The 23,507-nt window shown below is 73.0% G+C and carries 24 protein-coding genes, 1 tRNA gene and 1 pseudogene; 14 read left to right on the top strand and 12 right to left on the bottom strand.

The window, feature by feature from the left end:
• Window positions 1-70 precede the first annotated feature (70 nt).
• Together FHS87_RS00470 and FHS87_RS00465 are read left to right on the top strand one after the other, a co-directional pair.
• Complete coding sequence (locus tag FHS87_RS00470) at window positions 71-1,036, top strand: acetamidase/formamidase family protein (protein ID WP_184512716.1); 966 nt, start codon at window positions 71-73, stop codon at window positions 1,034-1,036.
• 166 nt (window positions 1,037-1,202) lie between these two features.
• Entirely contained in the window at window positions 1,203-1,706 is a 504-nt protein-coding gene (locus FHS87_RS00465; RefSeq protein WP_184512714.1) for a GcrA family cell cycle regulator, read from the top strand.
• Window positions 1,707-1,779: 73 nt separating this feature from the next.
• Here FHS87_RS00465 and phnE (FHS87_RS00460) read toward each other — a convergent pair whose 3' ends face one another.
• The 8 genes from phnE (FHS87_RS00460) to FHS87_RS00425 form a co-directional block, all read right to left on the bottom strand.
• Window positions 1,780-2,670 (bottom strand): phosphonate ABC transporter, permease protein PhnE, encoded by an 891-nt coding sequence (phnE, locus tag FHS87_RS00460; protein ID WP_312861829.1) that lies wholly within the window; start codon window positions 2,668-2,670, stop codon window positions 1,780-1,782.
• Window positions 2,667-3,554 carry a phosphonate ABC transporter, permease protein PhnE gene (phnE, locus tag FHS87_RS00455; RefSeq protein ID WP_184513255.1) on the bottom strand — a complete coding sequence of 296 codons (888 nt, stop codon included), beginning with the start codon at window positions 3,552-3,554 and terminating at the stop codon, window positions 2,667-2,669. The genes phnE (FHS87_RS00460) and phnE (FHS87_RS00455) overlap by 4 nt, the downstream gene beginning before the upstream one ends.
• Window positions 3,551-4,543 (bottom strand): phosphate/phosphite/phosphonate ABC transporter substrate-binding protein, encoded by a 993-nt coding sequence (gene phnD / locus FHS87_RS00450; protein WP_184512712.1) that lies wholly within the window; start codon window positions 4,541-4,543, stop codon window positions 3,551-3,553. Before phnD ends, phnE (FHS87_RS00455) begins: the two co-directional genes overlap by 4 nt.
• A gap of 11 nt (window positions 4,544-4,554) precedes the next feature.
• Window positions 4,555-5,370, bottom strand: a complete 816-nt coding sequence (gene phnC, locus FHS87_RS00445; RefSeq protein ID WP_184512710.1) for a phosphonate ABC transporter ATP-binding protein — start codon at window positions 5,368-5,370, stop codon at window positions 4,555-4,557.
• Between the two features lie 97 nt (window positions 5,371-5,467).
• Window positions 5,468-6,631, bottom strand: a complete 1,164-nt coding sequence (locus FHS87_RS00440) for a DegT/DnrJ/EryC1/StrS family aminotransferase (RefSeq protein WP_184512709.1) — start codon at window positions 6,629-6,631, stop codon at window positions 5,468-5,470.
• 247 nt (window positions 6,632-6,878) lie between these two features.
• Window positions 6,879-8,096, bottom strand: coding sequence for an MFS transporter (locus FHS87_RS00435; protein ID WP_184512707.1), 1,218 nt, complete (start codon window positions 8,094-8,096; stop codon window positions 6,879-6,881).
• A 90-nt stretch (window positions 8,097-8,186) separates the two neighbouring features.
• Window positions 8,187-10,865: a bifunctional diguanylate cyclase/phosphodiesterase gene (locus tag FHS87_RS00430; protein WP_184512705.1), complete on the bottom strand. Its 2,679-nt coding sequence runs from the start codon at window positions 10,863-10,865 to the stop codon at window positions 8,187-8,189.
• A gap of 65 nt (window positions 10,866-10,930) precedes the next feature.
• Window positions 10,931-12,217: a flavin-dependent oxidoreductase gene (locus tag FHS87_RS00425; protein ID WP_184512703.1), complete on the bottom strand. Its 1,287-nt coding sequence runs from the start codon at window positions 12,215-12,217 to the stop codon at window positions 10,931-10,933.
• A 55-nt stretch (window positions 12,218-12,272) separates the two neighbouring features.
• On the opposite strand from FHS87_RS00425, the gene FHS87_RS00420 reads away from it, so the two are divergent.
• A complete protein-coding gene (locus tag FHS87_RS00420; RefSeq protein ID WP_184512701.1) occupies window positions 12,273-12,716 on the top strand; it encodes a MarR family winged helix-turn-helix transcriptional regulator in 444 nt (147 codons plus the stop codon).
• Window positions 12,717-12,740: 24 nt separating this feature from the next.
• Here FHS87_RS00420 and acs read toward each other — a convergent pair whose 3' ends face one another.
• The 3 genes from acs to FHS87_RS00405 form a co-directional block, all read right to left on the bottom strand.
• On the bottom strand, window positions 12,741-14,678 hold the full coding sequence (gene acs / locus FHS87_RS00415; RefSeq protein WP_184512699.1) for an acetate--CoA ligase: 1,938 nt from the start codon (window positions 14,676-14,678) through the stop codon (window positions 12,741-12,743).
• Between the two features lie 175 nt (window positions 14,679-14,853).
• Window positions 14,854-15,165, bottom strand: a complete 312-nt coding sequence (locus FHS87_RS00410; protein ID WP_184512697.1) for a hypothetical protein — start codon at window positions 15,163-15,165, stop codon at window positions 14,854-14,856.
• Window positions 15,166-15,393: 228 nt separating this feature from the next.
• Window positions 15,394-15,588 (bottom strand): hypothetical protein, encoded by a 195-nt coding sequence (locus FHS87_RS00405; protein ID WP_184512694.1) that lies wholly within the window; start codon window positions 15,586-15,588, stop codon window positions 15,394-15,396.
• A 370-nt stretch (window positions 15,589-15,958) separates the two neighbouring features.
• On the opposite strand from FHS87_RS00405, the gene FHS87_RS00400 reads away from it, so the two are divergent.
• From FHS87_RS00400 to FHS87_RS00380, 5 genes are all read left to right on the top strand, one after another.
• Complete coding sequence (locus FHS87_RS00400) at window positions 15,959-16,213, top strand: GlsB/YeaQ/YmgE family stress response membrane protein (protein WP_184512693.1); 255 nt, start codon at window positions 15,959-15,961, stop codon at window positions 16,211-16,213.
• Window positions 16,214-16,587: 374 nt separating this feature from the next.
• Window positions 16,588-17,199, top strand: coding sequence for an HdeD family acid-resistance protein (locus FHS87_RS00395; protein ID WP_184512690.1), 612 nt, complete (start codon window positions 16,588-16,590; stop codon window positions 17,197-17,199).
• A gap of 109 nt (window positions 17,200-17,308) precedes the next feature.
• Entirely contained in the window at window positions 17,309-17,602 is a 294-nt protein-coding gene (locus tag FHS87_RS00390; RefSeq protein ID WP_184512688.1) for a YciI family protein, read from the top strand.
• Window positions 17,599-18,009: an EVE domain-containing protein gene (locus FHS87_RS00385; RefSeq protein ID WP_184512686.1), complete on the top strand. Its 411-nt coding sequence runs from the start codon at window positions 17,599-17,601 to the stop codon at window positions 18,007-18,009. Before FHS87_RS00390 ends, FHS87_RS00385 begins: the two co-directional genes overlap by 4 nt.
• On the top strand, window positions 18,006-18,353 hold the full coding sequence (locus FHS87_RS00380; RefSeq protein WP_184512684.1) for a Rieske (2Fe-2S) protein: 348 nt from the start codon (window positions 18,006-18,008) through the stop codon (window positions 18,351-18,353). Before FHS87_RS00385 ends, FHS87_RS00380 begins: the two co-directional genes overlap by 4 nt.
• A 23-nt stretch (window positions 18,354-18,376) precedes the next feature.
• Here the strand turns inward: FHS87_RS00380 and FHS87_RS00375 are convergent.
• A tRNA-Ala gene (locus FHS87_RS00375) sits at window positions 18,377-18,452 on the bottom strand.
• 172 nt (window positions 18,453-18,624) lie between these two features.
• Here FHS87_RS00375 and FHS87_RS00370 point away from each other — a divergent pair.
• The 6 genes and pseudogenes from FHS87_RS00370 (at window position 18,625) to FHS87_RS00345 (ending at window position 23,448) form a co-directional block, all read left to right on the top strand.
• Complete coding sequence (locus FHS87_RS00370) at window positions 18,625-18,927, top strand: YggT family protein (protein ID WP_184512682.1); 303 nt, start codon at window positions 18,625-18,627, stop codon at window positions 18,925-18,927.
• Window position 18,928: 1 nt separating this feature from the next.
• Window positions 18,929-19,765 (top strand): annotated as a pseudogene (gene folD / locus FHS87_RS00365) (bifunctional methylenetetrahydrofolate dehydrogenase/methenyltetrahydrofolate cyclohydrolase FolD); the annotation flags it as partial.
• Window positions 19,766-19,882: 117 nt separating this feature from the next.
• Window positions 19,883-20,128, top strand: a complete 246-nt coding sequence (locus FHS87_RS00360) for a hypothetical protein (RefSeq protein WP_184512678.1) — start codon at window positions 19,883-19,885, stop codon at window positions 20,126-20,128.
• Window positions 20,125-21,030 carry a DMT family transporter gene (locus FHS87_RS00355; protein ID WP_184512676.1) on the top strand — a complete coding sequence of 302 codons (906 nt, stop codon included), beginning with the start codon at window positions 20,125-20,127 and terminating at the stop codon, window positions 21,028-21,030. The genes FHS87_RS00360 and FHS87_RS00355 overlap by 4 nt, the downstream gene beginning before the upstream one ends.
• Before the next feature lie 58 nt (window positions 21,031-21,088).
• Window positions 21,089-22,336 carry an RsmB/NOP family class I SAM-dependent RNA methyltransferase gene (locus FHS87_RS00350; protein WP_184512674.1) on the top strand — a complete coding sequence of 416 codons (1,248 nt, stop codon included), beginning with the start codon at window positions 21,089-21,091 and terminating at the stop codon, window positions 22,334-22,336.
• Between the two features lie 2 nt (window positions 22,337-22,338).
• Window positions 22,339-23,448 carry a glycosyltransferase family 4 protein gene (locus FHS87_RS00345; protein WP_184512672.1) on the top strand — a complete coding sequence of 370 codons (1,110 nt, stop codon included), beginning with the start codon at window positions 22,339-22,341 and terminating at the stop codon, window positions 23,446-23,448.
• The last annotated feature ends 59 nt before the right edge of the window (window positions 23,449-23,507 follow it).

The following is a 23,507-nucleotide window of genomic DNA, read 5'->3' as shown; positions in this document are numbered from 1 at the left end:
CACGGCCGGGCACGCCTCGCCAAACGCGCGCGACCGCGCGAGACTGCCCGCGACCACGGAGCCCGATTCGATGACCTCTCCGCATTTCGTGCCCGCCACCCCGCAGACGACGCGCATCGGCGTGTTCGACGCGGCCTTCCCGCCCGTGGCGAGCATCGCGGCGGGCGAGCGCGTGACGCTGCAATGCGTCTCCGGCCTGGGCGACGCCGTGCCGGGCCCGGAGAGCGGGATGACGGTGCCGCAGGCGCTGCGCGACATCGCGCAGGCGAACACGGCGGGCGCGGTAGGCCACATCATCACCGGCCCCGTCGAAGTGCGCGGCGCGGAGCCGGGCGACGCGCTGCGCGTGGACATCGAGCGCATCGAGCTGGGCTCCGACTGGGGCTTCTGCGGCTTCCGCCCGCTCGCCGGCACGCTGCCCGAGGACTTCCCCTTCCGCCGCATGCTGCACATCCCCGTGGACCAGGCGGCGAAGACCTGCACCCTGCCGATGGGCGGCGGCATCAAGCTGGATCTCGCGCCCTTCTTCGGCGTGATGGGAGTCGCGCCGCCGGAGGAGTGGGGACGCATCTCCACGAAGGAGCCGCGCGCGCATGGCGGCAACCTCGACAACAAGGAGCTGGTGGAGGGCACGACTCTCTGGCTGCCCGTCCATGTCCCGGGCGCGCGCTTCTCCGCCGGCGACGGGCACGGCGTTCAGGGCGATGGCGAGGTCTGCATCAACGCGCTGGAGACCTGCCTCACCGGTACCTTCCGCCTCGATGTCGAGAAGGGCGGTGGCGCGCGCGACCCTGTGCTGCGCTTTCCGCGCGCCGAAACTCCCTCACACTTCATCACAATGGGGATGAACGAGGACCTTGACCTCGCGATGAAGCAGGCGCTGCGCGAGATGATCGCCTTCATCGCGCAGCGCACGAACCTCTCGCCCGCCGATGCGTACCAGTTCTGCTCGCTCGCGGTGGATTTCCGCGTGACGCAAACGGTGAACGGCGAGAAGGGCGTGCACGGGATGTTGAGAAAGGGGCTGCTCTTCTAATTCTGCGTGAAGTGGAACACCCAAGGCGCTGTTCCGATTCACACACCGAATCCTGTCCACAGAGTCACCCACATATCCGTCCACAAGTTTTCGTGCGCCTCATCTTGTGGGACAGCAACCGCATGACCTACCGTATCTTGTATCGACGTTGACGGGGGTAGCCGCGATGGACTGGTCAGCGGAAGCGATCGAGCAACTCAGGGCACTCTGGGCGGAGGGACACTCCACCGCCGAGATCGGTCGCCGCATGGGGATCTCGAAGAACGCTGTCGTCGGAAAGGCGCATCGCCTGCACCTGCCGGCGCGTCCGAGCCCGATCCAGCGCGAGCAGGCCGCCGCGGCCTCCGCCGCGCCGCGCCCCGTGGCGCCCGCAGCATCCACGGCACCGGCAGTGCCCGCACCGGCACCGCGCCCCGTGGCGCAGGCACCGGCGCCCGTGGAGAGCGTGGCGCGCCCCGCCGCGCCCGTCCTGCGCGCCGCACCGCCGCCGCCCGTGGTGCGCCCCTTCCAGCGCAGCAACGCGCGCAGCTGCTGCTGGCCGATCGGAGAGCCCGGCACGCCGGAGTTCCGCTTCTGCACATCCGAGGCTTTCGCCGGAAAGCCCTACTGCCTCGAGCACGCCTCGATCGCCTATGTGAAGGCGCGCGACCGCCGCGAGGACGCGGCCTGACGGGATTGCCCGGCGCGTCATTGCCGGGCATGTCGGGGGGCGCCGGTCAGGGGGACCGGCGCCCTTCGTCGTTCTAGGCGCCCTGCCCGCCGATCAGCCGGCGCCGCAACTTCCCGCCGAGCCAGTCGATGAGGCCGACGGTGACCACCATCAGCAGGATGATGAACGCTACCTCGTCCCAGTGGCGCACCTTGATGCGCTCGGCGATCTGCAGCCCGATCCCGCCCGCGCCGACGACGCCGAGAATGGAGGCAGAGCGCGTGTTGCTCTCGAAGAAGTAGAGGGCCTGCGCCAGCATCACCGGCAGCACCTGCGGCAGGATGCCGAAGCGGATCGCCATCAGCCGCGATCCGCCCGCCGCCGTCACGCCCTCGGCCTGGCGGCGGTCCGCGTTCTCGATCGCCTCGGCATAGAGCTTGGACAGTGTCGCGAGGTCGGAGACCGCCAGCGCCATCACCCCCGCCAGCGGCCCGAGGCCGACCGCGCGCACGAAGGCGAGCGCCCAGATGAGCTGGTCCACGCCGCGCAGACCGTCGAAGACGCGGCGGAGGGAGAAGCGCAGCAGCGTCGCGGTGAGGATGTTGCGCGCGCCGAGGAAGCCGAGCGGCACGGCGAGCACCGCCGCGATCACCGTGCCGAGAAAGGCCATCGCCACGCTCTCGGCGATGCCGCGCAGGATGTCGCCCCACAGCTCGCCCGGCGAGGGCGGGATCATCAGCCTGACGATGGTGAACAGGCCCGACATCCCGTTCCACAGCCGCGCCGGCGTGATGTCGAAGAGCCACAGCGCCCAGCCGAGCCAGAGGAGGAAGGCCGCCCCGCCCGCCAGGCGCAGCGCGCGCTGGCGCGGGGTGAGGGAGAAGGCGGAGGGCAGTGCAGCCTTCCAGCGCGCGACATCCGCCCCACTCACGCCCGGCGTGACGTTCGCTTCGCTCACGCCCGGCGTGACGTTCGCTTCGCTCACGCCCGGACATCCCCCGAGAGGCGCCGCCGCAGGGCTTCGGAGAGCAGGTCGATCATCGCCACCACCACCACGATCAGCAGGATGATGGCCGAGATCTCCTCGTAGTAGTTCTGGCTGATGACGAGATACAGCTCCTGCCCGATCCCGCCCGCGCCGACGAAGCCGATCACGCTCGCCCCGCGCACGTTGATCTCGAAGCGCAGCAGGGCGTAGCTGACGATGTTCGGCGCCACCTGCGGCAGCATCGCGAAGCGGCAGGCCTCGGCCCAGGTTCCGCCCGCGGCGCGCAGCGCGTCCCAGGGGCGCATGTCGGCATTCTCGACTGCCTCGGCGAAGAGCTTGCCCAGCGCGCCCGTGGTGTGGGCGGCGATGGCGAGGATGCCGGCCAGCGGGCCAACGCCGAAGGCCCAGACGAGGATGAGGGCATAGACGATCTCCGGCACCGTCCGCATCGCCTCCAGCCCGCGCCGCGCGAGGCGGTAGGACCAGGGACCCGGTGCGGTGTTGCGCGCGGCAGGAAAGGCGAGGAGCAGCGCCACCGCCCCGCCGGCCAGCGTGGCGAGGGCGGCCATGTTCGCCGTCTCCAGCAGCAGCAGTGCCCATTTGTCCAGGCGGTAGAACCAGAAGGCGAGGCTGCCCTCCGTCTCCCAGCCGCCGAACAGCGTTGCCCAGCGGAGGTCCGGCAGCAGGCGCAGAAAGTAGTCGCCCGCGCGGGGCAGGCCGGCGGCGAGCGCCGCGGGGTGGAACTCGCTCGTCCAGGCGGCGGCGAGGAGGGCAGCGAGAAGAAGGGCAAGGCCCAGCAGCGCCCGCCCCCGCCGCGCACGGCGCGCGGCCTGGAAGGCGGCTTCGCCGCGCGCGGCGGCGGGGGAGAGGGCGGCGCTCAGCGCCTCCTGCGGCGCTCGGCCGCCTCCTCCTCGCGCAGCTTCACCACGAGCGCGTAGTCCGCATGGGTGACGGTGCGGAAGCCCGTGCCGCCGCCGCGCTCGATCCCCTCGTAGACCGCGCGATGCGCGAGCGGCAGGGCGAGGAAGAAGCGGCGCATGTCCTCCTTGAAGGCGTCCGGCAGCTCGGCGCGGCAGGCGATGGGGCCGGCGGGGATGGGGTCGCTGCGCCAGATCACGCGGAGGTCGCGCATGTCGAGCATCCCCTTGTCCACCATCACGCGCAGCGCCCCGCGGGAGAAGCCGGCGGCCGGATCGCCCTGCCCCGAGGCCCAGGTGCAGGCGGCGTCGTACTGCCCGTGCAGCACGGAGACGACGGCCTGCTCGTGCCCGCCCGCGAAACCCGTGCGGGAGAAGTAGCCCGCGGGGTCGATGCCGGCGGCGCGCAGCGCGGCGCGTGGGGCGAAGTAGCCGGAGGTGGAGGCGGGATCGGCCCAGGTGAGCGTGCGGCCGCGCATCCCCGCGATGTCGGTGATCCCGGAATCCGCCCGCACCACCATGACGGAGACGTAGCCGAGCGATCCGTCATCGCCCTCCGCCGCCACCAGCGCCTCGACGGCGCCGCGCGTGTCGATCCAGGTGCCGGCATAGTTGGCCGCGCCCATCTGCGCCATCTCGATCCGCCCGGCGGCGAAGGCCTGGCCCACCCCCGCGAAGTCGGCGGCGGGGTAGAGGCGCACGGGAAGCCGGAAGGTCTCCTCCAGCAATTGCCGGTAGGGCTCGTTGCGGGCGAGGCGGTCCGTCTCGTTCTCCCCGCCGGAGATGCCGATGCGGAGCACGGGGATGGTATCCGCCCAGGGACGGCGGCCGGGCTCGGGGAAGACGGTGCCGGGATCGGTGCTGCGGCGGGGCGCGGCCTGCGCCAGCGCGGGCACGGTAGTGGGCGCACCGGCGAGCGCGGCGGTGGCGAGAAGCGCGCGGCGGCTGTGCATGTCCTGCCCCCTCAGGCCGCCGCGGGGGCGTGGGGCGTCTCCGCCTCCAGCGCCTCTTCCGGCACGCCGTAGATCGCCTCCACCTCGCCGCCGGTGAGCACCGAGGGTGGGCCGTCGAACACCACGCGCCCGGCCGCCATGGCGATGATTCGGTCGCAGTAGCGCCGCGCGGTGTCGAGATGGTGCAGGTTCACCAGCACGGTCAGCCCGTCCCGCCGGTTCACGTCGCGCAGCGCCTCCATCACCACGCGCGCGTTGCGCGGATCGAGCGAGGCGATGGGCTCGTCGGCGAGCAGGATTCGCGGCTCCTGCAGCATGGCGCGCGCGATGGCCACCCGCTGCTGCTGCCCGCCCGAGAGGGTGTCGGCGCGCTGCAGCGCCTGCTCGGCGAGGTCGAAGCGGTCCAGCGCGTCGAGCGCCATGGCGCGCTCCTCCGGCGTGAAGCGCAGCAGCAGCGAGTTCAGCGCCGCCAGGGCGCCGTGCCGGTGGTTCAGCCGGCCGACGAGCACGTTGGTCAGCACGTCCAGCCGCTGGATGAGGTTGAAGCCCTGGAAGATCATCGCGCAGCGCGTGCGCCAGTCCCGCAGCGCCCGGCCGCGGAGCGTGGTGACGTCGGTGCCGTGGTGCAGGATGCGGCCCGATGTCGGCTCGGTCAGGCGGTTGACCATCCGCAGCAGGGTGGACTTGCCCGCGCCCGAGCGGCCGATGATTCCGACCATCTGGCCATCGGGGATGGCGAGGGTGACGCCGTCCACCGCGGCGCGGCCCCCGCCGTCGCCCGCGGCGCGGCCGCCGAAGCGGCGCGTGAGGTCCTGGAGTTCGAGCATCGGCAGCCCTTGGGTTCGGCGCGCAGCTTAGAGCGGATCGGCGCCATCCGGCGATGCCGCGCCCACCGATCCGCCCCGGGCCAGCGCGTCGGGCGGGTTACAGCCCGGCGAGCACCGCCTCCTTCACCCGCGCGACCTGCGCGTCATCCAGATAGGGGTGCATGGGAAGCGCGAGGATGCGCTTGCACAGGGCCTCGCTGACCGGCAGCGGCGGCGCCCCCGCGATCGCGCCGGCATGGGCCTCGCGATAGGCGGGCTGATGGTGCAGCGGCAGGGGGTAGTAGACCGCGGTCGGCACGCCGCGCGCCTTGCAGGCCTCCTGCACGCGGCCCCGCTGCGCCTCGTCCGCCAGCAGGATGGAGTAGAGGCCGTAGGCGCTCTCCGCCCCCTCGGGCCTCGCCGGGGTCTGCACCTTGCCCGAGAGCGCCGCGTCGTAGCCGGCGGCCACGCGGGCGCGGGCGGCCAGCTCATCCTCCATCAGCGGCAGCTTGCAGAGCAGGATGGCGGCCTGGATCGTGTCCAGCCGGCCGTTCATGCCGGTGCGCATCACCTCATAGCGGGTCTTGCCCTCGCCATGGGTGCGGAGCGAGCGGTAGAGGTCGGCCTTGTCGGCATCATTGGTCAGCAGCGCCCCGCCATCGCCGTAACAGCCGAGGGTCTTGGTGGGGTAGAAGGACAGGGCCGCGGCCCCGGCCCAGTTGCCCAGCCGCTTGCCGCCCAGGGCGGCGCCGAAGGCCTGGGCGGCGTCGTCGAGGGCGAACATGCCCTCCTCCGCGCAGATCGCCTCGATGGCGGGCCAGTCGGCGGGCAGGCCGAACAGGTCCACCCCCACCACGGCGCGCGGGCGGAGCTTTCCTTCCGCCTTCACCAGGGCGAGGCGGCGGCGCAGGTCCTCCACGTCGAGGTTGAAGGTCACGGGGTCCACGTCCACGAAGACCGGCGTGGCGCCGAGCACGAGCGGCACCTCGGCCGTCGCGGTGTAGGTGAAGGCGGGGAGGAAGACGGCGTCGCCCCGCCCGATCCCCTCGGCCATCATCGCGATCTGCAGCGCATCCGTGCCGGAGGAGACGCCCACGCAATGCGCGGTGCCGGCGAAGGTCGCGAGCGCGCGCTCCAGTTCCTCCACCTCCGGCCCCTGCACGAAGCGGCCGGAATCGAGCACGGCGGCGAGGCGACGGTCGATCTCCGGCCGGATCAGCGCCTGCTGGGCGCGGACGTCGAAGAGGCCGATGGGCGGGAGGGCGGCGGTGTCTTGCGGCATGGCCCGCCCCTTAGCGCAGGGCGGGCGGGGTGTCGAAATCAAGGATGGTGTCGGCGGGTTACGCCGCTGTGAGGACGGGGCGGGTTACGCGTTGTGAGGCAGGGCGGGTTACGCCGCGGTGATGGCAGCGGGTTGCGCAGCGTTGGCGGCCGCGGGTTGCGCAGCGGGGAAGTCGGGCCGCGCCGCCATGGGGGCCGGGAACCGCGCCCGGGAAGGGGCCGGCTTGCGGACGGGCGCGGGCCCCGGACTACGCCGCCGGCCGCCGCAGCACGCGTGACAGGATGAGCCCGAGCGCCAGCATCGCCGTGCCGCTGACCAGCAGCGACGCCACTGCCCCCAGCCCCGCGAGGAGAGCCCCGAAGAGAAGGGGGCCGAGCGACTGCCCCACGAAGAAGGAGAAGGCGTGCAGCGCCACCGCCGAGCCGCGGGCCCGGGGGGCCACCTCCGTCACCCGCGTCTGGAGGGAGTTGTGCATGGTGAAGTAGCCCAGCCCGATCAGGAACATCCCGAGCACCACCGGCAGCACCCCGAGCACGCCCTCCCCCGCCGCCGCCAGCCAGCCCGCCCAGGCGATGCCGGCGAAGCCGAGCCCCGCCAGCACCCCCGCCACGCGCAGCATCGCCGGCAGCCCGACGCGGGTGAGCATCGGGCCGGCGATGAAGGTGTAGGCCACGCCCGAGGCGCCGAAGGCGCCGATGGCCAGCCCCGCCTGGGCCGGCCCGCCCAGCCCCCACCCCGCCACCAGCGCCGCGAGATAGGGAAAGAGGCCGAAGACGAAGAGCCCCTCCGCCGCGACGGAGGCGTAGAGGATGCGCGCCATCCGCAGCCGCATGATCTCGCCGTAGCGACGCACGGCCGCGGCGGCGTCCAGCCGGCCCGGCGGCGGGTCGGGCTCCCGCCGGAGGTCCCACCACAGCACCAGCCCCATGGCCAGCACCGCTACGGCGCCGCCGCCGATGATGCCGCGCCAGTCCACCAGCCCGTGCACCAGCCCCGAGACAACGCCGCCCGCGATCTGCCCCGCCGTGCTGAAGGCGAGCAGCCGGCTGAGCGCCACCTGCCGCCCTTCCAGCGGCACCCGGTCCCCGAAGGTGGCGATGACGAGTGGATAGATCCCCCCCGCCGCCGCCCCGGCCAGGGCGCGGAAGCCGAAGAGAAGGCCGAGGGAGGGGGTGAGCGCGCAGGCGACGAGGGCGAGGCCCGTCAGCAGCGTGGCGAGCCCGATGATCCGCCGCTTGCCCAGCGCGTCCCCGACCGGGCCGAGGAAGGGCTGGATCAACGCGTAGGGCAGCGCGAAGGCCGAGGCGAGGAGGGCTACCTGGTCCGTCGCCGCCGCGAAGTCCCGCGCGATCTCGGGCAGGATGGGGTCCAGGCTGCGGGAGGAGAGCGAGGTGGTGAAGGCCGTGAGGCCGTAGAGGGTGATCAGGCGGCGGGTGCGGGCCTGGGTATCGGGCGGGGCAGACATGCCCGGGCATCGTGCGGCGCCCGGGCCGGGGATGCCACCCCCGGCGGCGCGGATCGGGGATGCGGGCCGCGCCGGGGCCTGCGCCTCCTGTCAGGCCGGGGCGGGATGGCCGAGGAAGTCCGGGATAGCACTCCCGGCCATGGCACGGCCGAGCAGGAAGCCCTGCACCTCGTCGCAGCCCTGGCGGCGGAGGTAGTCGAGCTGCTCCTGCGTCTCCACCCCCTCGGCCGTCGTCCGGAGCTGGAGGCTGCGCGCCATGGCGATGATCGCCTCCACGATGGCGCGCCCTCCCGGATCGGCGCCGATGGACTGCACGAAGGACTTGTCGATCTTCAGCTTGTCGAAGGGGAAGCGGCGGAGATAGCTGAGGCTGGAATAGCCGGTCCCGAAATCGTCGAGCGCCAGCCTGACCCCCAGCGCCTTGAGCGAGCGCATCGCCTTCAGCACGCCCTCTGCATCCTCGATCAGCAGGCTTTCCGTCACCTCCAGCTCGAGCCGCGAGGGGGACAGGCCGGTGGTGGCGAGGGCCTCGGCCACGATGAGCGGCAGGTTGCCGCGCCGGAACTGCAGGGGCGAGAGATTGACCGCGACGGTGCAGGGCCGCTCCCAGCCCGCCGCGGCCGCGCAGGCCTCCCGCAGCACCCGCTCCCCGAGTTGCAGGACCAGCCCGCTCTCCTCCGCCACCGGGATGAACTCGGCCGGGGGGATCGCGCCGCGCTCGGGGTGGTTCCAGCGGACGAGGGCCTCGAAGGCCGTGACCTCGCCCGTGGCGCAGGCATGCAGCGGCTGGAAGTGAACGGACAGCCCACTCCCCGACAGGGCGGCGCGCAGGTCCCGCTCCATCCGGTCGCGCTCGCGCAGCCGCGCCTCCATCGACGGCTCGAAGAAGCTGGTGGCGCCGCGTCCGGCATCCTTGGCGCGGTGCAGCGCGGTCTCCACATTCGCCAGCAGGGCGGCGACCGTCGCCCCGTCTCCCGGGGAGATCGCGATGCCGGCGCAGGCTTCGAGACTCACGGCGGCCCCCTGGTAGTCGCAGGGAAGCCGGATGGCGGAGAGGATGCTCTCGGCCAGCGCCGCGGCGTCGCCGGGCTCCGAGAGGCCCGGCCGCACGAGGACGAACTCGTCCCCGTCCACCCGGGAGACGATGTCGGCTGGCTGGGCCAGGCCGCGCAGCCGCCCCGCCACCTGCCGCAGCAGCTCGTCGCCCGCGGCATGGCCGAGCGCGTCGTTGACCGACTTGAAGCGGTCGAGATCGATGCAAAGCACCGTGACCGACCCGCCGCTCCGCTCCGCCGCCTCCAGCGCCTTCGTCAGGCGCTGCTCCAGCAGGACTCGGTTGGCAAGGTCGGTGAGGGTGTCGTGATGGGCGAGGTGCCGCACCTCGGCCTCGGCGCGGCGGCGCTCCGTGATGTCGGTGAAGGTGCTGACCATCCCGCCCTCGGCCAGGAAGCGGTGCCGGGCCTCCAGCACCCGCCCGTCCGGGCGGACGCGCTCCCTCAGGCAGACGCCCCGCCCCTCCTTCAATCCGGAGGAGGCGATCCAGCGGGCGAAGTCGAGGTCGCTGCCGCCCTCCCCGAACTCGCCCTGCCGCGCCTGCCAGTGGATGATTCGGGCGTGCTCGGCCCCCGGCTCCGCCATTTCGGGCGGCAGGTCCAGCAGGGCGAGGTAGCGGCTGTTGCGCAGCACGATCCGGCCATCCCGGTCCACCATGACGAGACCCTGGTCGAGGTTCTCAATCGCGTGCCGGAGCACCTGTCGGGAGAGGAGGAGGCGGCGCTTGTTGCGGATCAGCAGCGCGCCGGCGGCGAGCACCAGCACCGTCAGCCCCCCGCCGACCGAGAGGGTGCCGAGCAGGATGCGCCGGTAGCTCCCGGCGAGCGGGGCGGTCTCCATCCCGATCGCGACCGCGATGGGGTGGTTGCGCATCTGGCGGAAGCTGACGATCTGCTCCGCCGCGCCCTCCATCGCGGGCATGCGCAGGCTGCCCGAGACCGCACCGACGGCGGCCCGGCCCAGCGGCGTGTCCGAGATGTTCTGCCCGAGCAGCGCCCCGTCCGGCGCGGCCGCGCGCACGACGCCGTCCTTCCCCAGCAGGAGCATGGTGCCGCTGAAGTCGAGCAGCTCGTGGAACTGCGTGAACCAGTAGGGATCGAGCGAGCAGACGACGACGCCGGCGAAGCTGCCGTCCGGCCCGAGGATCTTGCGCGTGAACTGCACCGTCCAGCGGCCGGAGACGCGGCCGAGCACGGGCACGCTGATGAAGAGAAAGTCCTCGCTCCGCTCCAGGTGGACGCGGAAATGCGGCCTGTCCGCGAGGCTGAGCGTGCCGTCCGCGGGCCCGAGATTGGTGAAGACGAGGCGCCCCGCCGCGTCGATGACCGCGAGCTGGACCACCATGCCGTCGCTGTAGCGGCCACCGGAGATCAGGTCCGTCGAGAAGCCGGCGGGATCGCGGGCATAGGTGTCCCGTGCCATGCGAAGGCGGTGGTCGATCGCGTCGATGGTGCGGGAGACCCCCTGCTCGGCCGCGCCCGCGATGTTGGCGGCGGCCTGCTCCGCCCCGTGCTCGATCCGCACCCTCTCCTCGTCGAGCCACACGCCGATGGCGCCCCAGAGCATCGCGAGGATCAGGGCGATGATCGCCAGGTCGAGCTTCAGTTCCGCGAGGGCCCTCAGCCGCGTCCTCAGCCGCGCGCGAATGCGGGAAGTGGCGAGGGGCCGCGCGGGAACGGAGTCCGGGGCCGGCGTGTCCGGCGCCGTATGTCGCAAGCACGCCCTCCACTTGCCCAGGGTTCCGCCTGGGGCGAAGGTAGGCGCGATTCGTCAACGGCCCCTTAAGCCGCCCCGGCCAGCCCCGTCGGCGTCGGGGCGGAGCCCAGCCGGGCGGACAGGCTCGGCCGCGCGTTCAGCAGCACGGGATCGAACCCGGCCTTGCGCTTGTAGCCCGCGGCGATCTCCTGCAGCTCCGCCAGAGGCAGCACGGCCTCGCGCCCGCCGGCGGCCTCGAAGCCGTCCGGCGCGCGCCGGTCCGCGAGGTCCAGCACGAGGTCGGGCCCCTGCCCCCGCGCGGCCTGGACCAGGGCCGAGGTGGCCGGGCGGCGCGCCGCCTCGTAGGCGCGCAGCCCCGCCACGGCCTCGCCCTCCGTCGCCAGGTGGAAGGCCAGGGTGCGGGCATCCAGGATGCCCTGGGAGGCGCCGTTGGAGCCGATGGGGTACATGGGATGCGCGGCGTCGCCGAGCAGCGTCACCCGGCCGCGCGTCCATTCCGGCAGGGGGTCTCGGTCCACCATCGGGAACTCCCAGACGGCCGGGGCGGCGCGGATCAGGGAGGGCACGGAGAGCCAGGGCCATTCCCATCCCGCGAAATCAGGCAGGAAGTCCTCAATGCGTCCGGGGCGGTTCCAGTCCTCCCGCGCCCAGGGGGTGTCGGGGTCCATCCGCCGCTCGGCGATCCAGTTGACGAGGGCGGGGCGGTCGGCCGTGGCCTCGCGGATGGGGTAGCAGACGAACTTCAGGTCGCTGTTCCCCGCCTGCACCATGGTGCGGCCGGTGAGATAGCCGGGATGCTCGGCCACGGCCCGCCACATGAGGCTGCCGTTCCAGCGCGGGGCGCCCTCATGCGGGTGCCAGCTCGCGCGGATGGCGCTGTGGATGCCGTCGGCGGCCACCACCGCGTCGCCGCGGACCCGGCCGCCGCCCTCGAGATGCAGCGTGGCGCCCTCCGCATCGGATTCCGCGCCGACGCCGCGGGAGCCGAGATGGATGGCATCCCCCAGCCGCTCCCGCGCGGCCTCCAGCAGCAGCATGAAGAGCGTGCCGCGGTGGATGCTCACCTGCGGCCAGCGATAGCCGGCGGCGAGGCCGCGATCCTCGCGCCAGACCTCCTCGCCGCGCCGGGTGGCGTAGAGCAGCTCGCGCGTGGGCACGCCGGCGGCCAGCACGCGCTCGCCCAGGCCCAGCTCGGTCAGCTCACGCACCGCATGGGGCAGGAGGTTGATGCCGACGCCGAGCGGCTTCGGCATCGGGACGGCCTCGTGCAGCTCGACGCCGATCCCGGCCTCGTGCAGTGCCATGGCGAGGGTCAGGCCGCCGATCCCGCCGCCGGAAATGATCACGCGCATGGCCGCTGCCTCCGTTTTGCCGGATGTTGGCAGCGCGCGACGAAAGGTTCAACAATTGAACAATGACGAGGGCCAGAACGGTTCTGGCCTGCTCTCCGGCACGGTCTCCTACGGGCTGAAGCGGGCCTATCGCCGGGTCATCCGCGACCTGGAGGAGGCGCTGCGGCCCCACGACTTCACGCCGCCGCTCCTGGCAGCCCTCTCGATCGTGGAGGCCAATCCGGGCATCGCGCCGGCCCATCTCGCCGAGGCTATGGGCCATGGCCGGTCCCGCGCCGCGCCGCTGCTCGACCGGCTGGAGGCGAAGGGGCTGCTGGAGCGGCGCGACGGCGCGGACCGCCGCAGCCTCGGCCTGCATCCCACCCCGGAAGGGGTGGCAATGCTCCAGCGGCTCCGCCCTCTCCTCCAGGCCCATGAGGGCCGGATCACTGCGGGGCTGGGGGCGGCCGAGGCCCGCGGGCTCGCCGCCCTGCTCGAAAGGGTCGCGCCGGGCGGCTAGGGCGGCCGCCCTGCGCCGGGGCGCTCAGCCCACCCGGTTGCCGATGAGGTCCTGCACCACCGTCGGGTCGGCGAGCGTCGAGGTGTCGCCCAGGCTGTCCGTCTCGTTGGCCGCGATCTTGCGCAGGATGCGGCGCATGATCTTGCCCGAGCGGGTCTTGGGCAGGCCCGGCGCCCACTGGATGGCATCGGGGCTGGCGATCGGGCCGATCTCCTTGCGCACCCAGGCCACCAGCTCCTTGCGCAGCGCCTCGCTCGGCTCCTCGTCCATCTTCAGCGTGACATAGGCGTAGATGCCCTGGCCCTTGATCTCGTGCGGCATGCCGACGACGGCGGCCTCGGCCACCTTCGGATGGGCCACCAGCGCGCTCTCGATCTCGGCCGTGCCCATGCGGTGGCCGGAGACGTTCAGCACGTCGTCCACCCGGCCCGTGATCCAGTAGTAGCCGTCCTCGTCGCGCCGCGCGCCGTCCCCGGTGAAGTACTTGCCGGGGAAGGTGGAGAAGTAGGTCTGCACGAAGCGCTCGTGGTCGCGGAACACGGTGCGCATCTGGCCGGGCCAGCTGTCGGTGATGACGAGGTTGCCCTCCGCGGCCCCCTCGACGAGGTTGCCGTCATTGTCCACTAGGGCGGGGAAGACGCCGGGCAGCGGCAGGGTGGCGGATCCCGGCTTCTGCGCGACCGCGCCGGGCAGCGGGGCGATGAGGATGCCGCCCGTCTCGGTCTGCCACCAGGTGTCCACGATCGGGCAGCGCTCGTCGCCCACCACGCGGTAGTACCAGAGCCAGGCCTCCGGGTTGATCGGCTCGCCCACGGAGCCGAGGATGCGGAGCGAGGCGCGGGAGGTCTTCTTCACCGGCCCCTCGCCCTCGCGCATCAGCGCGCGGATGGCGGTGGGCGCCGTGTAGAAGATGTTCACCTTGTGCTTGTCGATCACCTGCCAGAAGCGGCTGGAATCCGGCCAGTTCGGCACGCCCTCGAACATCAGCGTCGTCGCGCCGTTCGCGAGCGGGCCGTAGACGATGTAGGTGTGGCCCGTCACCCAGCCGACATCGGCCGTGCACCAGTAGACCTCCCCCGGGCGGTAGTCGAAGACGAGCTGGTGGGTGAAGGCGGCCCAGACGCCGTAGCCGCCGGTGGTGTGCAGCACGCCCTTGGGCTTCCCGGTCGAGCCGGAGGTGTAGAGGATGAAGAGCGGGTCCTCGGCGCCCATCGGCTCGGGCGCGCATTCGGCGGATTCGGCGTCGCAGAGCGTCGCCCAGTCGTGGTCGCGGCCGTCCTGCATCGCCACGGCATTGCCCGTGTTCTTCGCGACGATGACGTTCCGCACCGTCGGGCAGGTCTTCAGCGCCTCGTCCGCATTTGCCTTCAGCGGCACGCTGCGGCCGCCGCGCCGGCCCTCGTCGGCGGTGATGAGGAGGGTGCTCTCGCAGTCCTGGATGCGGCTGGCGAGGCTGTCCGGGGAAAAGCCGCCGAAGACGATGGAGTGGACGGCGCCCAGGCGCGCGCAGGCGAGCATGGCCACCGCGGAATCCACGATCATCGGCAGGTAGATCGTCACCCGGTCCCCGCGGCGGACGCCGAGCTTCTTCATCGCGTTCGCCAGGCGGCAGACGCGCTGCAGGAGCTGGGTGTAGGTGACCTTCTCGTCGCTATTGGGGTCGTCGCCTTCCCAGATGATCGCCACCTGGTCGCCGCGCCCGCCCTCGACATGGCGGTCGAGGCAGGACTCGGTGATGTTCAGCACCCCGTCCTCGAACCACTTGATCGAGACGTCGCCCTCGAAGCTCGTGTTCTTGATCCGGGTCGGCGCGCGCATCCAGGAGAGGCGGTTCATCTCCCGCTTCCAGAAGCCCTCGGGGTCCTGCCGGGCCTCGGCGACCATGGCGCCGAGGCGCTCGGCATCGGCGTGGCTGCCGGCGGCTATCTCGGGCTTCACGGCAATCAGCGAATGGTCGGTCATGGCGACGGGTCCTCCGGGGGCATGGCCCTTATGAGGCGCATCGTCCCCGGCTTCCCCGAGGCGTCAAGGCCGGGATGGGGTCCTTGAAGGGGGCCGTTCCATTTTTCACCCGTTCCCCTGTCGCAAGGATGCGACGGATGGGGGCCGGAACGGCAGGCACCCCATCCACCCCTCATCAGCGCCGGTAATACGGGCGGTAGTAGGGGCCGCGCGGCGGAGGCGGCGGGTAGCCGCGGTGCCAGGCGCGGTGCTGGCGCCAGTGTGGCGGGGGCGGCGGCGGGCGGCGCCAGTGGCGCGGGCCGTTGTAGTGCCGCGGCGGCCCCCATTGCACGGCGACGAGCGGCGCCTCGGCTCGCTCCGCGGCCGCGAGGGCGGGGACGGGCCGAGCCTCCGCGGCCGGGATCGCCGCCAGGGCGGGGGCGCCGAGCAGCCCGCCGAGGATGAGGGCGCGGGCCCAGGCACGGGGGCCCTTGGGGATGTTCGGCATGACTGCCTCCTCTCCGCGGCGCGCCGGAATGGCGCCGCTCACGGGAAGAAGCGCCCGGAACCGGGCAGGGTCGCGACAGGAGTGCGGCGAAGGGGAGGCGTTCGGTATCGCCATGTATCCACGGGCGCGGCCCCGGCAGGCCAGGGCAGCGCGCCGCGCGGCGGATGTCAGGCGCGGGCGACGCAGCGGGTCGGCTCTCCGGGGTGACCGGCCGGGAGCCGGTCCCGGCTACTCGGCCGCGGGCAGCGAGAAGGGCAACATCGCGCCCGGCCGGGGCGAGGCGAACTGGGTGGCGGCCAGCACATCGGCCAGGGCGCAGATCGACGCGGCCGCGTGGCCGAACCCCTCCTCATAGGCAGAGGCGGCGATTTTCTCGAGTGCGGCCACGATACGGGTGGCCGGGTCCGCAGCAACTTCGTCCATGACAGCCTCCATGGCGCCTCGACATCCAAGGCCAATATCTCACGGAGAAGTGAAGGTTTACACCAATCGACAGTTGAATCGTATGTCACATAATTTCGACGATTGCAACGATCTCAAGACGCAGGGGCGATTTGGGATTCTTCTTCCCCTGACTGAGCTTTTTGGAAGCCGTCCCCAGCCTATCCCAGCTGGGCAGGGGAGCAAAGTGTTCTCGCCCGCGTAATGTCGCGGTCCGGCGCGGTCAGCCCCTCTCTCCCGCCCCATGCATTCTGTAGCCCGAAAGCCTCTACACCGCGCTGGATGACCCCCGGATGAAACCGGCACCGGAAGCCCGCGCTGCTGCTGTTACAAGCATCGGGAGCACCGCTTCATGTCGATCATCTGGACCATCATCATCGGACTCGTGGCGGGCGCCATCGCCAAGCTGCTGATGCCCGGCCGCGATCCGGGCGGCTTCATCATCACCACTGTCCTCGGCATCGTCGGCGCGCTGGTCGCCACCTATCTCGGCCAGGCCGTCGGCTGGTACCGGGCCGGCGAGGGCGCGGGCCTCATCGGGGCAGTCGTCGGCGCGGTCATCGTGCTGGTGATCTACCGCATGGTCGCGGGCCGCTCGCGGGCCTGACCCCTTCGGGAACAGCCTCCGCCCCGCGCCAGCGGGGCTGGAACACCGGCCGGCGGCCCGCAAGGGCCGCCGGAGCCTTGTCCGGGCCGTGCCTCTCGTGTCACCGACGGGCATCATGCCGGGCGAAGTGGGGAGAGGGCGAAACCTTCGCCCGGCTGAGCCGTCTATCCTGAATAGAAGCCGTGGCGGATCCGGAGGCGGATCCCGCAAGCCAGTCCCCCTGGGGTCGCTCCCTTTACGACGCGGCCACGGCCTTCATACCCAAGTGCACCACAGGCTTTCCGACGACCCGGCCGCTACGAGGCTGGAGCCGCCGGCGAAACCTTGGAAGGGCTCGGCCGCTGCAACGGCGCAACCCGATCGGAGCGCCCGCCTTGTCCGCCTCCACCTTTCCCGCCCCGGCCGAGGGGCGGTTCCGCGTGATCCGCGCCCTTGCCTCCGGCTGGTGGCTGCTTCTCCTGCGCGGGATCGTCTCGATCCTCTTCGGAATCTTCGCCTTCCTCGCCCCAGGGCTGGGACTGGCCGTCATCCTCGGCACGCTCGCGGCCTGGCTCGCGCTCGATGGCGCCTTCACCCTCTGGCACGCGGTCACGGGCCGCTCGGCCCCGGCCGGCATGGCGCAGCCCGCGGGGGCGCGGCCGGGCAGCGGCTGGATGTGGCTGGACGGGCTGCTCTCCCTCCTCGCCGCAGCGCTGCTGCTGATGATGCCGATCGCCTCGGCCATCGCCCTCGTGCTGCTGGTCGCCGCCTGGTCGGTCGTCACCGGGGCGTTCCGCATCGTGCTGGCCTGGCGCAGCGGGAGTTGGCTGCTCGGGCTCTGGGGCGCGCTCGGCATCGCGGTCGGGCTGTGGTTGGCAGCCGCGCCGGGGCCGGGGCTGCTCACGCTGATCTGGGTGGTGGCCATCCAGGCCGTGGTCGGCGGGGCGCTGCTGGTCGGCCTCGCCTTCCGCCTCCGCCGCGTCCATCACGACCCCACCCCAGGCTGAACCCCGCCCAGCGCCGGACGCAACAAGCCCCGGTTGCGCCGGGCGCAACGGCGCTGCACCACTTCCCCCCGCGCCCCGGCACCGATTCGCCGGGCGAAGGGGGATCGACGTGCTGTTCGCCATCGTGAGCTACGACAAGCCGGACGCGCTGGAGCGCCGGCTCGCCGCCCGGCCGAAGCACCTGGTGTGGCTGGAGGCCGCCGGGCCGCGGCTCCGCTATGTCGGCCCCCTGCTGGACGAGGAGGGCAAGCAGCGCGGGAGCATCGTGGTGACCGAGCAGCCGGACTTGGAGACCGCCCGCGACTTCGCTCGGGCCGATCCCTTCTGGGAGGCCGATGTCTTCGCCACCCAGACCGTCCACGCCTTCCGCGAGGTGTTCCGCGACGGGGCGCGGGTGGCGTGACCGCCCTCTGGCTGGTGAAGAGCGAGCCCGACGCCTTCTCCTGGGACCAGCAGGTGGCGAACGGGGTGGAGCCCTGGACCGGGGTGCGGAACGCCCAGGCGGCGAGGAACCTCCGCGACATGCGGGTGGGCGACCGGGCCTTCTTCTACCACTCCAACGAGGGGCGGGAGATCGTCGGCATCGTCGAGGTCGCGCGCGAGGCCTATCCCGACCCCAGCGACGAGACGGGACGCTGGTGCTGCGTGGACATGCGCACGGTCGGCCCCGTGCCGCGGCCGGTCACCCTCGCCGCCATGAAGGCCGAGCCGCGGCTGGACGGCCTCGCCCTCATCCGCCAGTCGCGTCTCTCCATCGTGCCGGTCTCGGCGGAGCACTGGGCCGTGATCTCGGAGATGGCGGGGCTTTGACGGGCGGGCAGGCCCTCTGCCGGCCGGAGGAGATCCCGGAGAACGGGGCGCGGGGCTTCCCGCCCCCGCCCGGCGGCGACTACGGCCTCGTCGTCCTCCGCCGAGGCGGGGAGGTCCGCGCCTATCTCAATTCCTGCCCGCATCTCGGCCTGCCGCTGGAGAGCCTGCCCGACCGCTTCCTCGACCGCGAGGGGCGGCACCTCGTCTGCACGGCGCATGGCGCGCGCTTCCGGGTGGAGGACGGGTTCTGCGTCTCAGGCCCCTGCGCGGGAGATTCGCTCGAGAGGGTGGAACTGCGCCTTGAGGGCGGCGTGCTCGTCCTCGCCGCGGATGCGCAGGGCTGAGGAGGGGTTCAGAAAGGAGGGGATGGTGGAGCTGAGGGGAATCGAACCCCTGGCCTCGTCATTGCGAACGACGCGCTCTCCCAACTGAGCTACAGCCCCTTAACCACCTTCGCGCAGGCTTGGGGACCGGCGCGCGTGGCGGGCTTATTCCCTGCCCCGTGCCCGGCGTCAAGCGCCCGCTTGCGTGCCCGGCTGGACGAGGCATGGCATGGGCCATACACAACGCCCGCCAGGGTGCGCCAAGGGGCGCGCGGCGGCTTCGGGGGCAGGGATGACAGCGATCTTCTGGCTGGTCGATCAGGTGATCGGCATCTACATCTGGCTGCTGATCATCGCGGCAGTATTCAGCCTGCTCACGGCGTTCAACGTGCTGGACACGCGCAACCGCCTGGTCTGGTCCATCGGCGACTTCCTCTGGCGGGTGACGGAGCCCGCGCTGCGGCCGATCCGGCGCATCCTGCCCGATCTCGGCGGTGTGGACCTCTCGCCGCTGGTGCTGATCCTGCTGCTGCAGGCGCTGCGGATCTTCCTCAACGTCACCGTCTTCCCCGCCCTCTGGCGGCTCGCCGCCTGAGATGACGGCGCGCATTCTCGACGGGAAGGCGGTCGGCGCGCGCCTCCGCGCCGGGCTGGGGGAGAGGGTGGCGGGGCTGTCCTTTCGCCCCGGCCTGCGGGTGGTGCGGGTGGGGGACGATCCCGCCAGCGTCGTCTATGTCCGCTCGAAGGACCGGGCGGCGAAGGAGGCGGGCTTCGACAGCGAGACGATCCTCCTGCCCGAGGACGTGCCCGAATCGGAGCTGCTCGCCACCGTGCGCCGGCTGAACGCCGACCCCGCGGTGGACGGCATCCTCGTCCAGCTCCCGCTTCCGAAGCACATAGACCCCCAGAAGGTGCTGGAGGCGGTGGACCCCGCCAAGGACGTGGACGGCTTCCACCCCGTCAATGCCGGCCGCCTCGCCGCCGGCCTGCCCGGCCTCGTGCCCTGCACGCCGAAGGGGGTGATGCACCTCCTGGCCGAGGCCGGGGTGAAGCTCTCCGGGGCGCGCGCCGTGGTGCTCGGGCGCAGCGCCATCGTCGGGCGCCCGATGGCCGCGCTGCTGCTGGCGGCCGATGCCACGGTGACGATGCTGCACTCCCGCTCCCGCGACATCGCGGAGGAGTGCCGGCGGGCCGAGGTGCTGGTCGCGGCGGTGGGACGCGCGGGGATCGTGCGCGGCGACTGGATCGCGCCCGGCGCCGTGGTGGTGGATGTCGGCATCAACCGCACGGCGGAGGGCAAGCTGACGGGCGACGTGGAGTTCGAGGCGGCGCGGGAGCGCGCGGGGTGGATCACCCCCGTTCCCGGCGGCGTCGGCCCGATGACCATCGCCTGCCTGCTGGAGAACACGCTGGAGGCCGCCCTCGCGCGCCGCGGCCGGGCGGAGCTGGAGCCGAATGGCGGCGTCGCCGAGGCCCATGCGACGCCGGAGCAGTCCTACGGACACGGCCCCGGTCTTGCCTGATGGTCCCCGCGTGAAGGTCCCGGCCTGATGCTGTTCCGCTTCCTCCAGGGCGTGAGCCTTCTCGCCCTGCTCGGCTGCGCGCTGCTGGCGCTGCAGGGCACGCCCCTGCTCGGGCCCGAATGGTCCCGCGCGCGCATCCTCTATGCCGCGGCGGGGGCGGTCTCGGCGCTCAGCCTGCTGGCCATCGGGCGGATCGGGCTGATGGTGGCCCGGCTGGAAGCCGCGCAGGCCGCGTTGCTGGCGCGCATCGAGGGCCGGGCAGGGCGGGAATGAAGCCCGCCGACCTCGCCCTCGCGGTCGCCTTCGTCCTCATCTGGGGCTCGGCCTTCAACGCGGCGCGGCTGGTGGTGCTGGAATGGCCGCCCTTCTGGGCGCTGGCCCTGCGCTTCGTCCTCACCGCGCCGCTGTTGCTCATCATCGCCCGCGCCACGCGCTCCCGCTGGCCCGGCCGGGGGGACCTGGGGCGGGTGGCGCTGATGGGGCTGCTCGGCACCGGGGGCTATCTCGCCCTTTCCTGGTGGGCCATGGCGCTCATCCCCTCCGGCCTGGTCGCGCTCATCACCGCCTCCACCCCGCTCGTCGTGGCGCTGGGCGAGGCCGTGTTCCTCGGCCGGCGCCCCTCCCCCATGGCCTGGGCAGGGCTGGCGCTGGGCTGGGCGGGGGTGGCGGTGCTCGGCGGGGCGCGGCTGGCCGGGCATTTCGGCGGGGCGCAGGGGATGGCGGAGGCGCTGGGCGTGGCGCTCGCCCTGCTCGGCGCCGTCTCCCAGGCGGCGGGGCTGCTCGTCTTCGCCCCGGCGCGGGGGCGGGTGGATCTCTGGTCTGCCAGCGCGGGGCAGAGCCTCGTCAGCGCCGCGCTGCTGCTGGTCCTCGCCCTCGTGCTGGAGGGCGCGCCGCCCGCCGCCGCCAGCGACCGCGTGCTGCTCGGCCTCGCCTACAGCGTCACGGTGGTCGGCATCGGCGGCTACGCCCTGTTCTTCGTCATGCTCCGGCGCTTCCCGCCCTCCACCGCCGCCGCGCTGCAGCTCATGGCCCCGCCGGTGGCCGCCGTCATCGGATGGGCGGCGCTGGGGGAGGTGCTGGGCTGGGCGGATCTCGCGGGCGGAGTGCTCACCCTTTCCGGCCTGATGCTGCTCTTCCGGGCGCGCGCGAGGGAAACCGCCGCCCCAACACGCTGAAGAGGGGGCGCTGAAGGGGGCTGCACATCGGGCGCGAAATGCGCCAAGTCGCGCGGGCATGCCCATGAATCCCACCCGCTCCGCCGCCTTCTCCCTTCTCTCCGCCGTGCTGGAGCGCCGCCGCGCGCTGGACGAGGCGCTGGACGCCCTGCCCGCCCGCATCCAGCCGCGCGACAAGGCCGCGGCCCACCGCATCGCCGCCGCCGTGCTGCGCCGCCTCGGCAGCATCGACGCGGTGCTGGAGCCCTATCTCCGGCGCGAGCCCTCCCCCCCGGCGATGCAGGCGCTGCGGATCGGCGCGGCGGAGCTGCTGCTTCTCGGCACCCCGGCCCATGCCGCCGTGGCCAGTGCGGTGGCCCTCGCCCCCAAGCCCTTCTCCGGGCTGGTGAATGCCGTGCTGCGGAAGGTGGCCGCCGACGGTCCCTCGGCGCTGGAGGGGCTGGACGGGGCGCGGCTGGACACGCCGGCTTGGCTCTGGTCCGCCTGGCACGCGGCCTATGGCCCGAAGGTCCGCGCCATCGCCGAGGCGCACACCCGCCCGGCGCCGCTGGACCTCTCCCTCGCCCCCGGCACCGCCGCGCCGGAGGGGGCGGAAATCCTGCCCAACGGCACGGCCCGCCTGCCCGCCGGCACCCGCATCACGGAACTTCCCGGCTTCGCCGAGGGCGGCTTCTGGGCGCAGGACGCCGCCGCCAGCCTCCCCGCGCGCCTTCTCGCCCCCTCCCCCGGCGCGCGCGTGGCCGATCTCTGCGCCGCGCCGGGCGGCAAGACCGCGCAGCTCGTCGCCACCGGCGCGAAGGTGACGGCGGTGGAGAGGGACGCGCAGCGGGCGAAGCGCCTGGGCGAGAACCTCGCCCGCCTGCGGATGGAGGCCGAGATGGTCGTCGCCGACGCCATCCCCTGGGCCGCCGAGCGCGGGGGCACTTTCGACGCCGTGCTGCTGGACGCTCCCTGCACCGCCACCGGCACCATCCGCCGGCACCCGGAGGTGGCCCATCTCCGCCGGCAGAAGGACGTGCCGAAGCTCGCCGCCACCCAGGCCGGGCTGATCGAGGCGGCGGCGGGGCTGCTCGCCCCCGGCGGGCGGCTGGTCGTTGCTACCTGCTCCCTCCAGCCGGAGGAGGGGGAGGCCCATCTCGCCCGCGCCGCCGCCCTCGGCCTGCGCCCCGATCCCGTGCGGCCGGAGGAGGTGCCGGGGCTGGAGGGCGCGATCACCGGGGAGGGCGCGCTCCGCACCCGGCCGGACCTCTGGGCCGAGCGGGGCGGGATGGACGGCTTCTTCGTCGCGCGCTTCACCCGGGGCTAGGGGTGCGCGTCCTCTTCGTCGCCAATGTCGACTTCGCGCTGCGCCACTTCATCCTGCCCCTGATGCGCGGCGCCCGCGCGAGGGGGCACGAGGTCTTCGCCGCCTGCGCCGAGGGGCCGCTGCTGGACCTGCCGCGGGCGGAGGGCTTCACCGTCCTCCCCGTGCCCATGGCGCGCAGCTTCTCGCCGGGCGCGAACCTCCGCGCCTTCCGCGCCCTGCGCCGCGTGGTCCGGGATATCCGGCCGGATCTCGTCCACGCGCATTTTCCCATCTCCGGCCTGCTGGCCCGGGTCGCGGCCCGGATGGAGGGGGTGCCGCGCACGGCCTATACGGTGCACGGCTTCCTCTTCAACCAGCCCGGCCGCCCCTGGCGCCGCGCCCTCTCCCTGGCCGTGGAATGGCTGGGCGGGCGGCTGACCGACACCTTCCTGACCGTCAGCGAGGAGGAGGCGCGGGACGCGAGGCGCCTCCGCATCCACCCCCACCCCGTCGCCGCCCGCAACGGGCGCGACCCCGCGCGCTTCCGCCCGGATGCGGAGGCCCGCGCGGCCCTGCGCGCCGAGATCGGCGCCGCGCCGGATGAGGTGGTGGTCACCGCCCTCTCCCGCCTCGTGCGGCACAAGGGCTATCCGGAACTGCTGCGGGCCATGGAATCCGTCCCCGGCGCGACGCTCTGGGTGGTGGGGGAGCGGCTGGCCAGCGACCACGGCGCGGATCTCGAGCCCGACTTCGCCCGCGCCGCGGAGGCCCTCGGCCCCCGGCTGCGCCGCCTGGGCTACCGCCACGACACCGAGCGGGTGCTGGCGGCCTCCGACATCTTTTGCCTGCCCAGCCATTTCGAGGGCCTGCCCATGTCGGTGATCGAGGCGATGCTGACGGGCCTGCCCGTGGTGGCCACCGATATCCGCGGGCCGCGGGAGCAGGTGGTGGTGGAGGGGACCGGCCTCCTCGTCCCTCCCGCCACCGTCGCGCCCCTGGCGGAGGCGCTGAACCGCCTGGCCGGGGACGCCGCGCTGCGTGCCCGGATGGGCGCGGCCGGGCGGGAACGGGCGCTCGCCCTCTATGACGAGCGCGCGGTGGTGGAGCGCACGCTGGACCTGCTCGGGTTGTAGCGCCGTGTCCAACCCTGCGGCGCAGCGGGCGTTCTCCCTGCTGAACCCGGCAGGAGAGA

This window comes from Muricoccus pecuniae, from assembly GCF_014199205.1.
Lineage (GTDB): Bacteria > Pseudomonadota > Alphaproteobacteria > Acetobacterales > Acetobacteraceae > Roseomonas > Roseomonas pecuniae.
Note: the sequence above shows the minus strand (reverse complement) of the source record. Positions and strands in the feature narration are given on the sequence as shown.

Bases quoted from the DNA above. Each gene is read 5' to 3' on its own strand.
- FHS87_RS00470 (WP_184512716.1), top strand. From the start codon at position 71: ATGACCTCTCCGCATTTCGTGCCCGCCACCCCGCAGACGACGCGCATC.
- FHS87_RS00465 (WP_184512714.1), top strand. From the start codon at position 1,203: ATGGACTGGTCAGCGGAAGCGATCGAGCAACTCAGGGCACTCTGGGCG.
- phnD (WP_184512712.1), bottom strand. From the start codon at position 4,543: ATGCACAGCCGCCGCGCGCTTCTCGCCACCGCCGCGCTCGCCGGTGCG.
- phnC (WP_184512710.1), bottom strand. From the start codon at position 5,370: ATGCTCGAACTCCAGGACCTCACGCGCCGCTTCGGCGGCCGCGCCGCG.
- FHS87_RS00440 (WP_184512709.1), bottom strand. From the start codon at position 6,631: ATGCCGCAAGACACCGCCGCCCTCCCGCCCATCGGCCTCTTCGACGTC.
- FHS87_RS00435 (WP_184512707.1), bottom strand. From the start codon at position 8,096: ATGTCTGCCCCGCCCGATACCCAGGCCCGCACCCGCCGCCTGATCACC.
- FHS87_RS00425 (WP_184512703.1), bottom strand. From the start codon at position 12,217: ATGCGCGTGATCATTTCCGGCGGCGGGATCGGCGGCCTGACCCTCGCC.
- acs (WP_184512699.1), bottom strand. From the start codon at position 14,678: ATGACCGACCATTCGCTGATTGCCGTGAAGCCCGAGATAGCCGCCGGC.
- FHS87_RS00410 (WP_184512697.1), bottom strand. From the start codon at position 15,165: ATGCCGAACATCCCCAAGGGCCCCCGTGCCTGGGCCCGCGCCCTCATC.
- FHS87_RS00405 (WP_184512694.1), bottom strand. From the start codon at position 15,588: ATGGACGAAGTTGCTGCGGACCCGGCCACCCGTATCGTGGCCGCACTC.
- FHS87_RS00400 (WP_184512693.1), top strand. From the start codon at position 15,959: ATGTCGATCATCTGGACCATCATCATCGGACTCGTGGCGGGCGCCATC.
- FHS87_RS00370 (WP_184512682.1), top strand. From the start codon at position 18,625: ATGACAGCGATCTTCTGGCTGGTCGATCAGGTGATCGGCATCTACATC.
- FHS87_RS00360 (WP_184512678.1), top strand. From the start codon at position 19,883: ATGCTGTTCCGCTTCCTCCAGGGCGTGAGCCTTCTCGCCCTGCTCGGC.
- FHS87_RS00355 (WP_184512676.1), top strand. From the start codon at position 20,125: ATGAAGCCCGCCGACCTCGCCCTCGCGGTCGCCTTCGTCCTCATCTGG.
- FHS87_RS00350 (WP_184512674.1), top strand. From the start codon at position 21,089: ATGCCCATGAATCCCACCCGCTCCGCCGCCTTCTCCCTTCTCTCCGCC.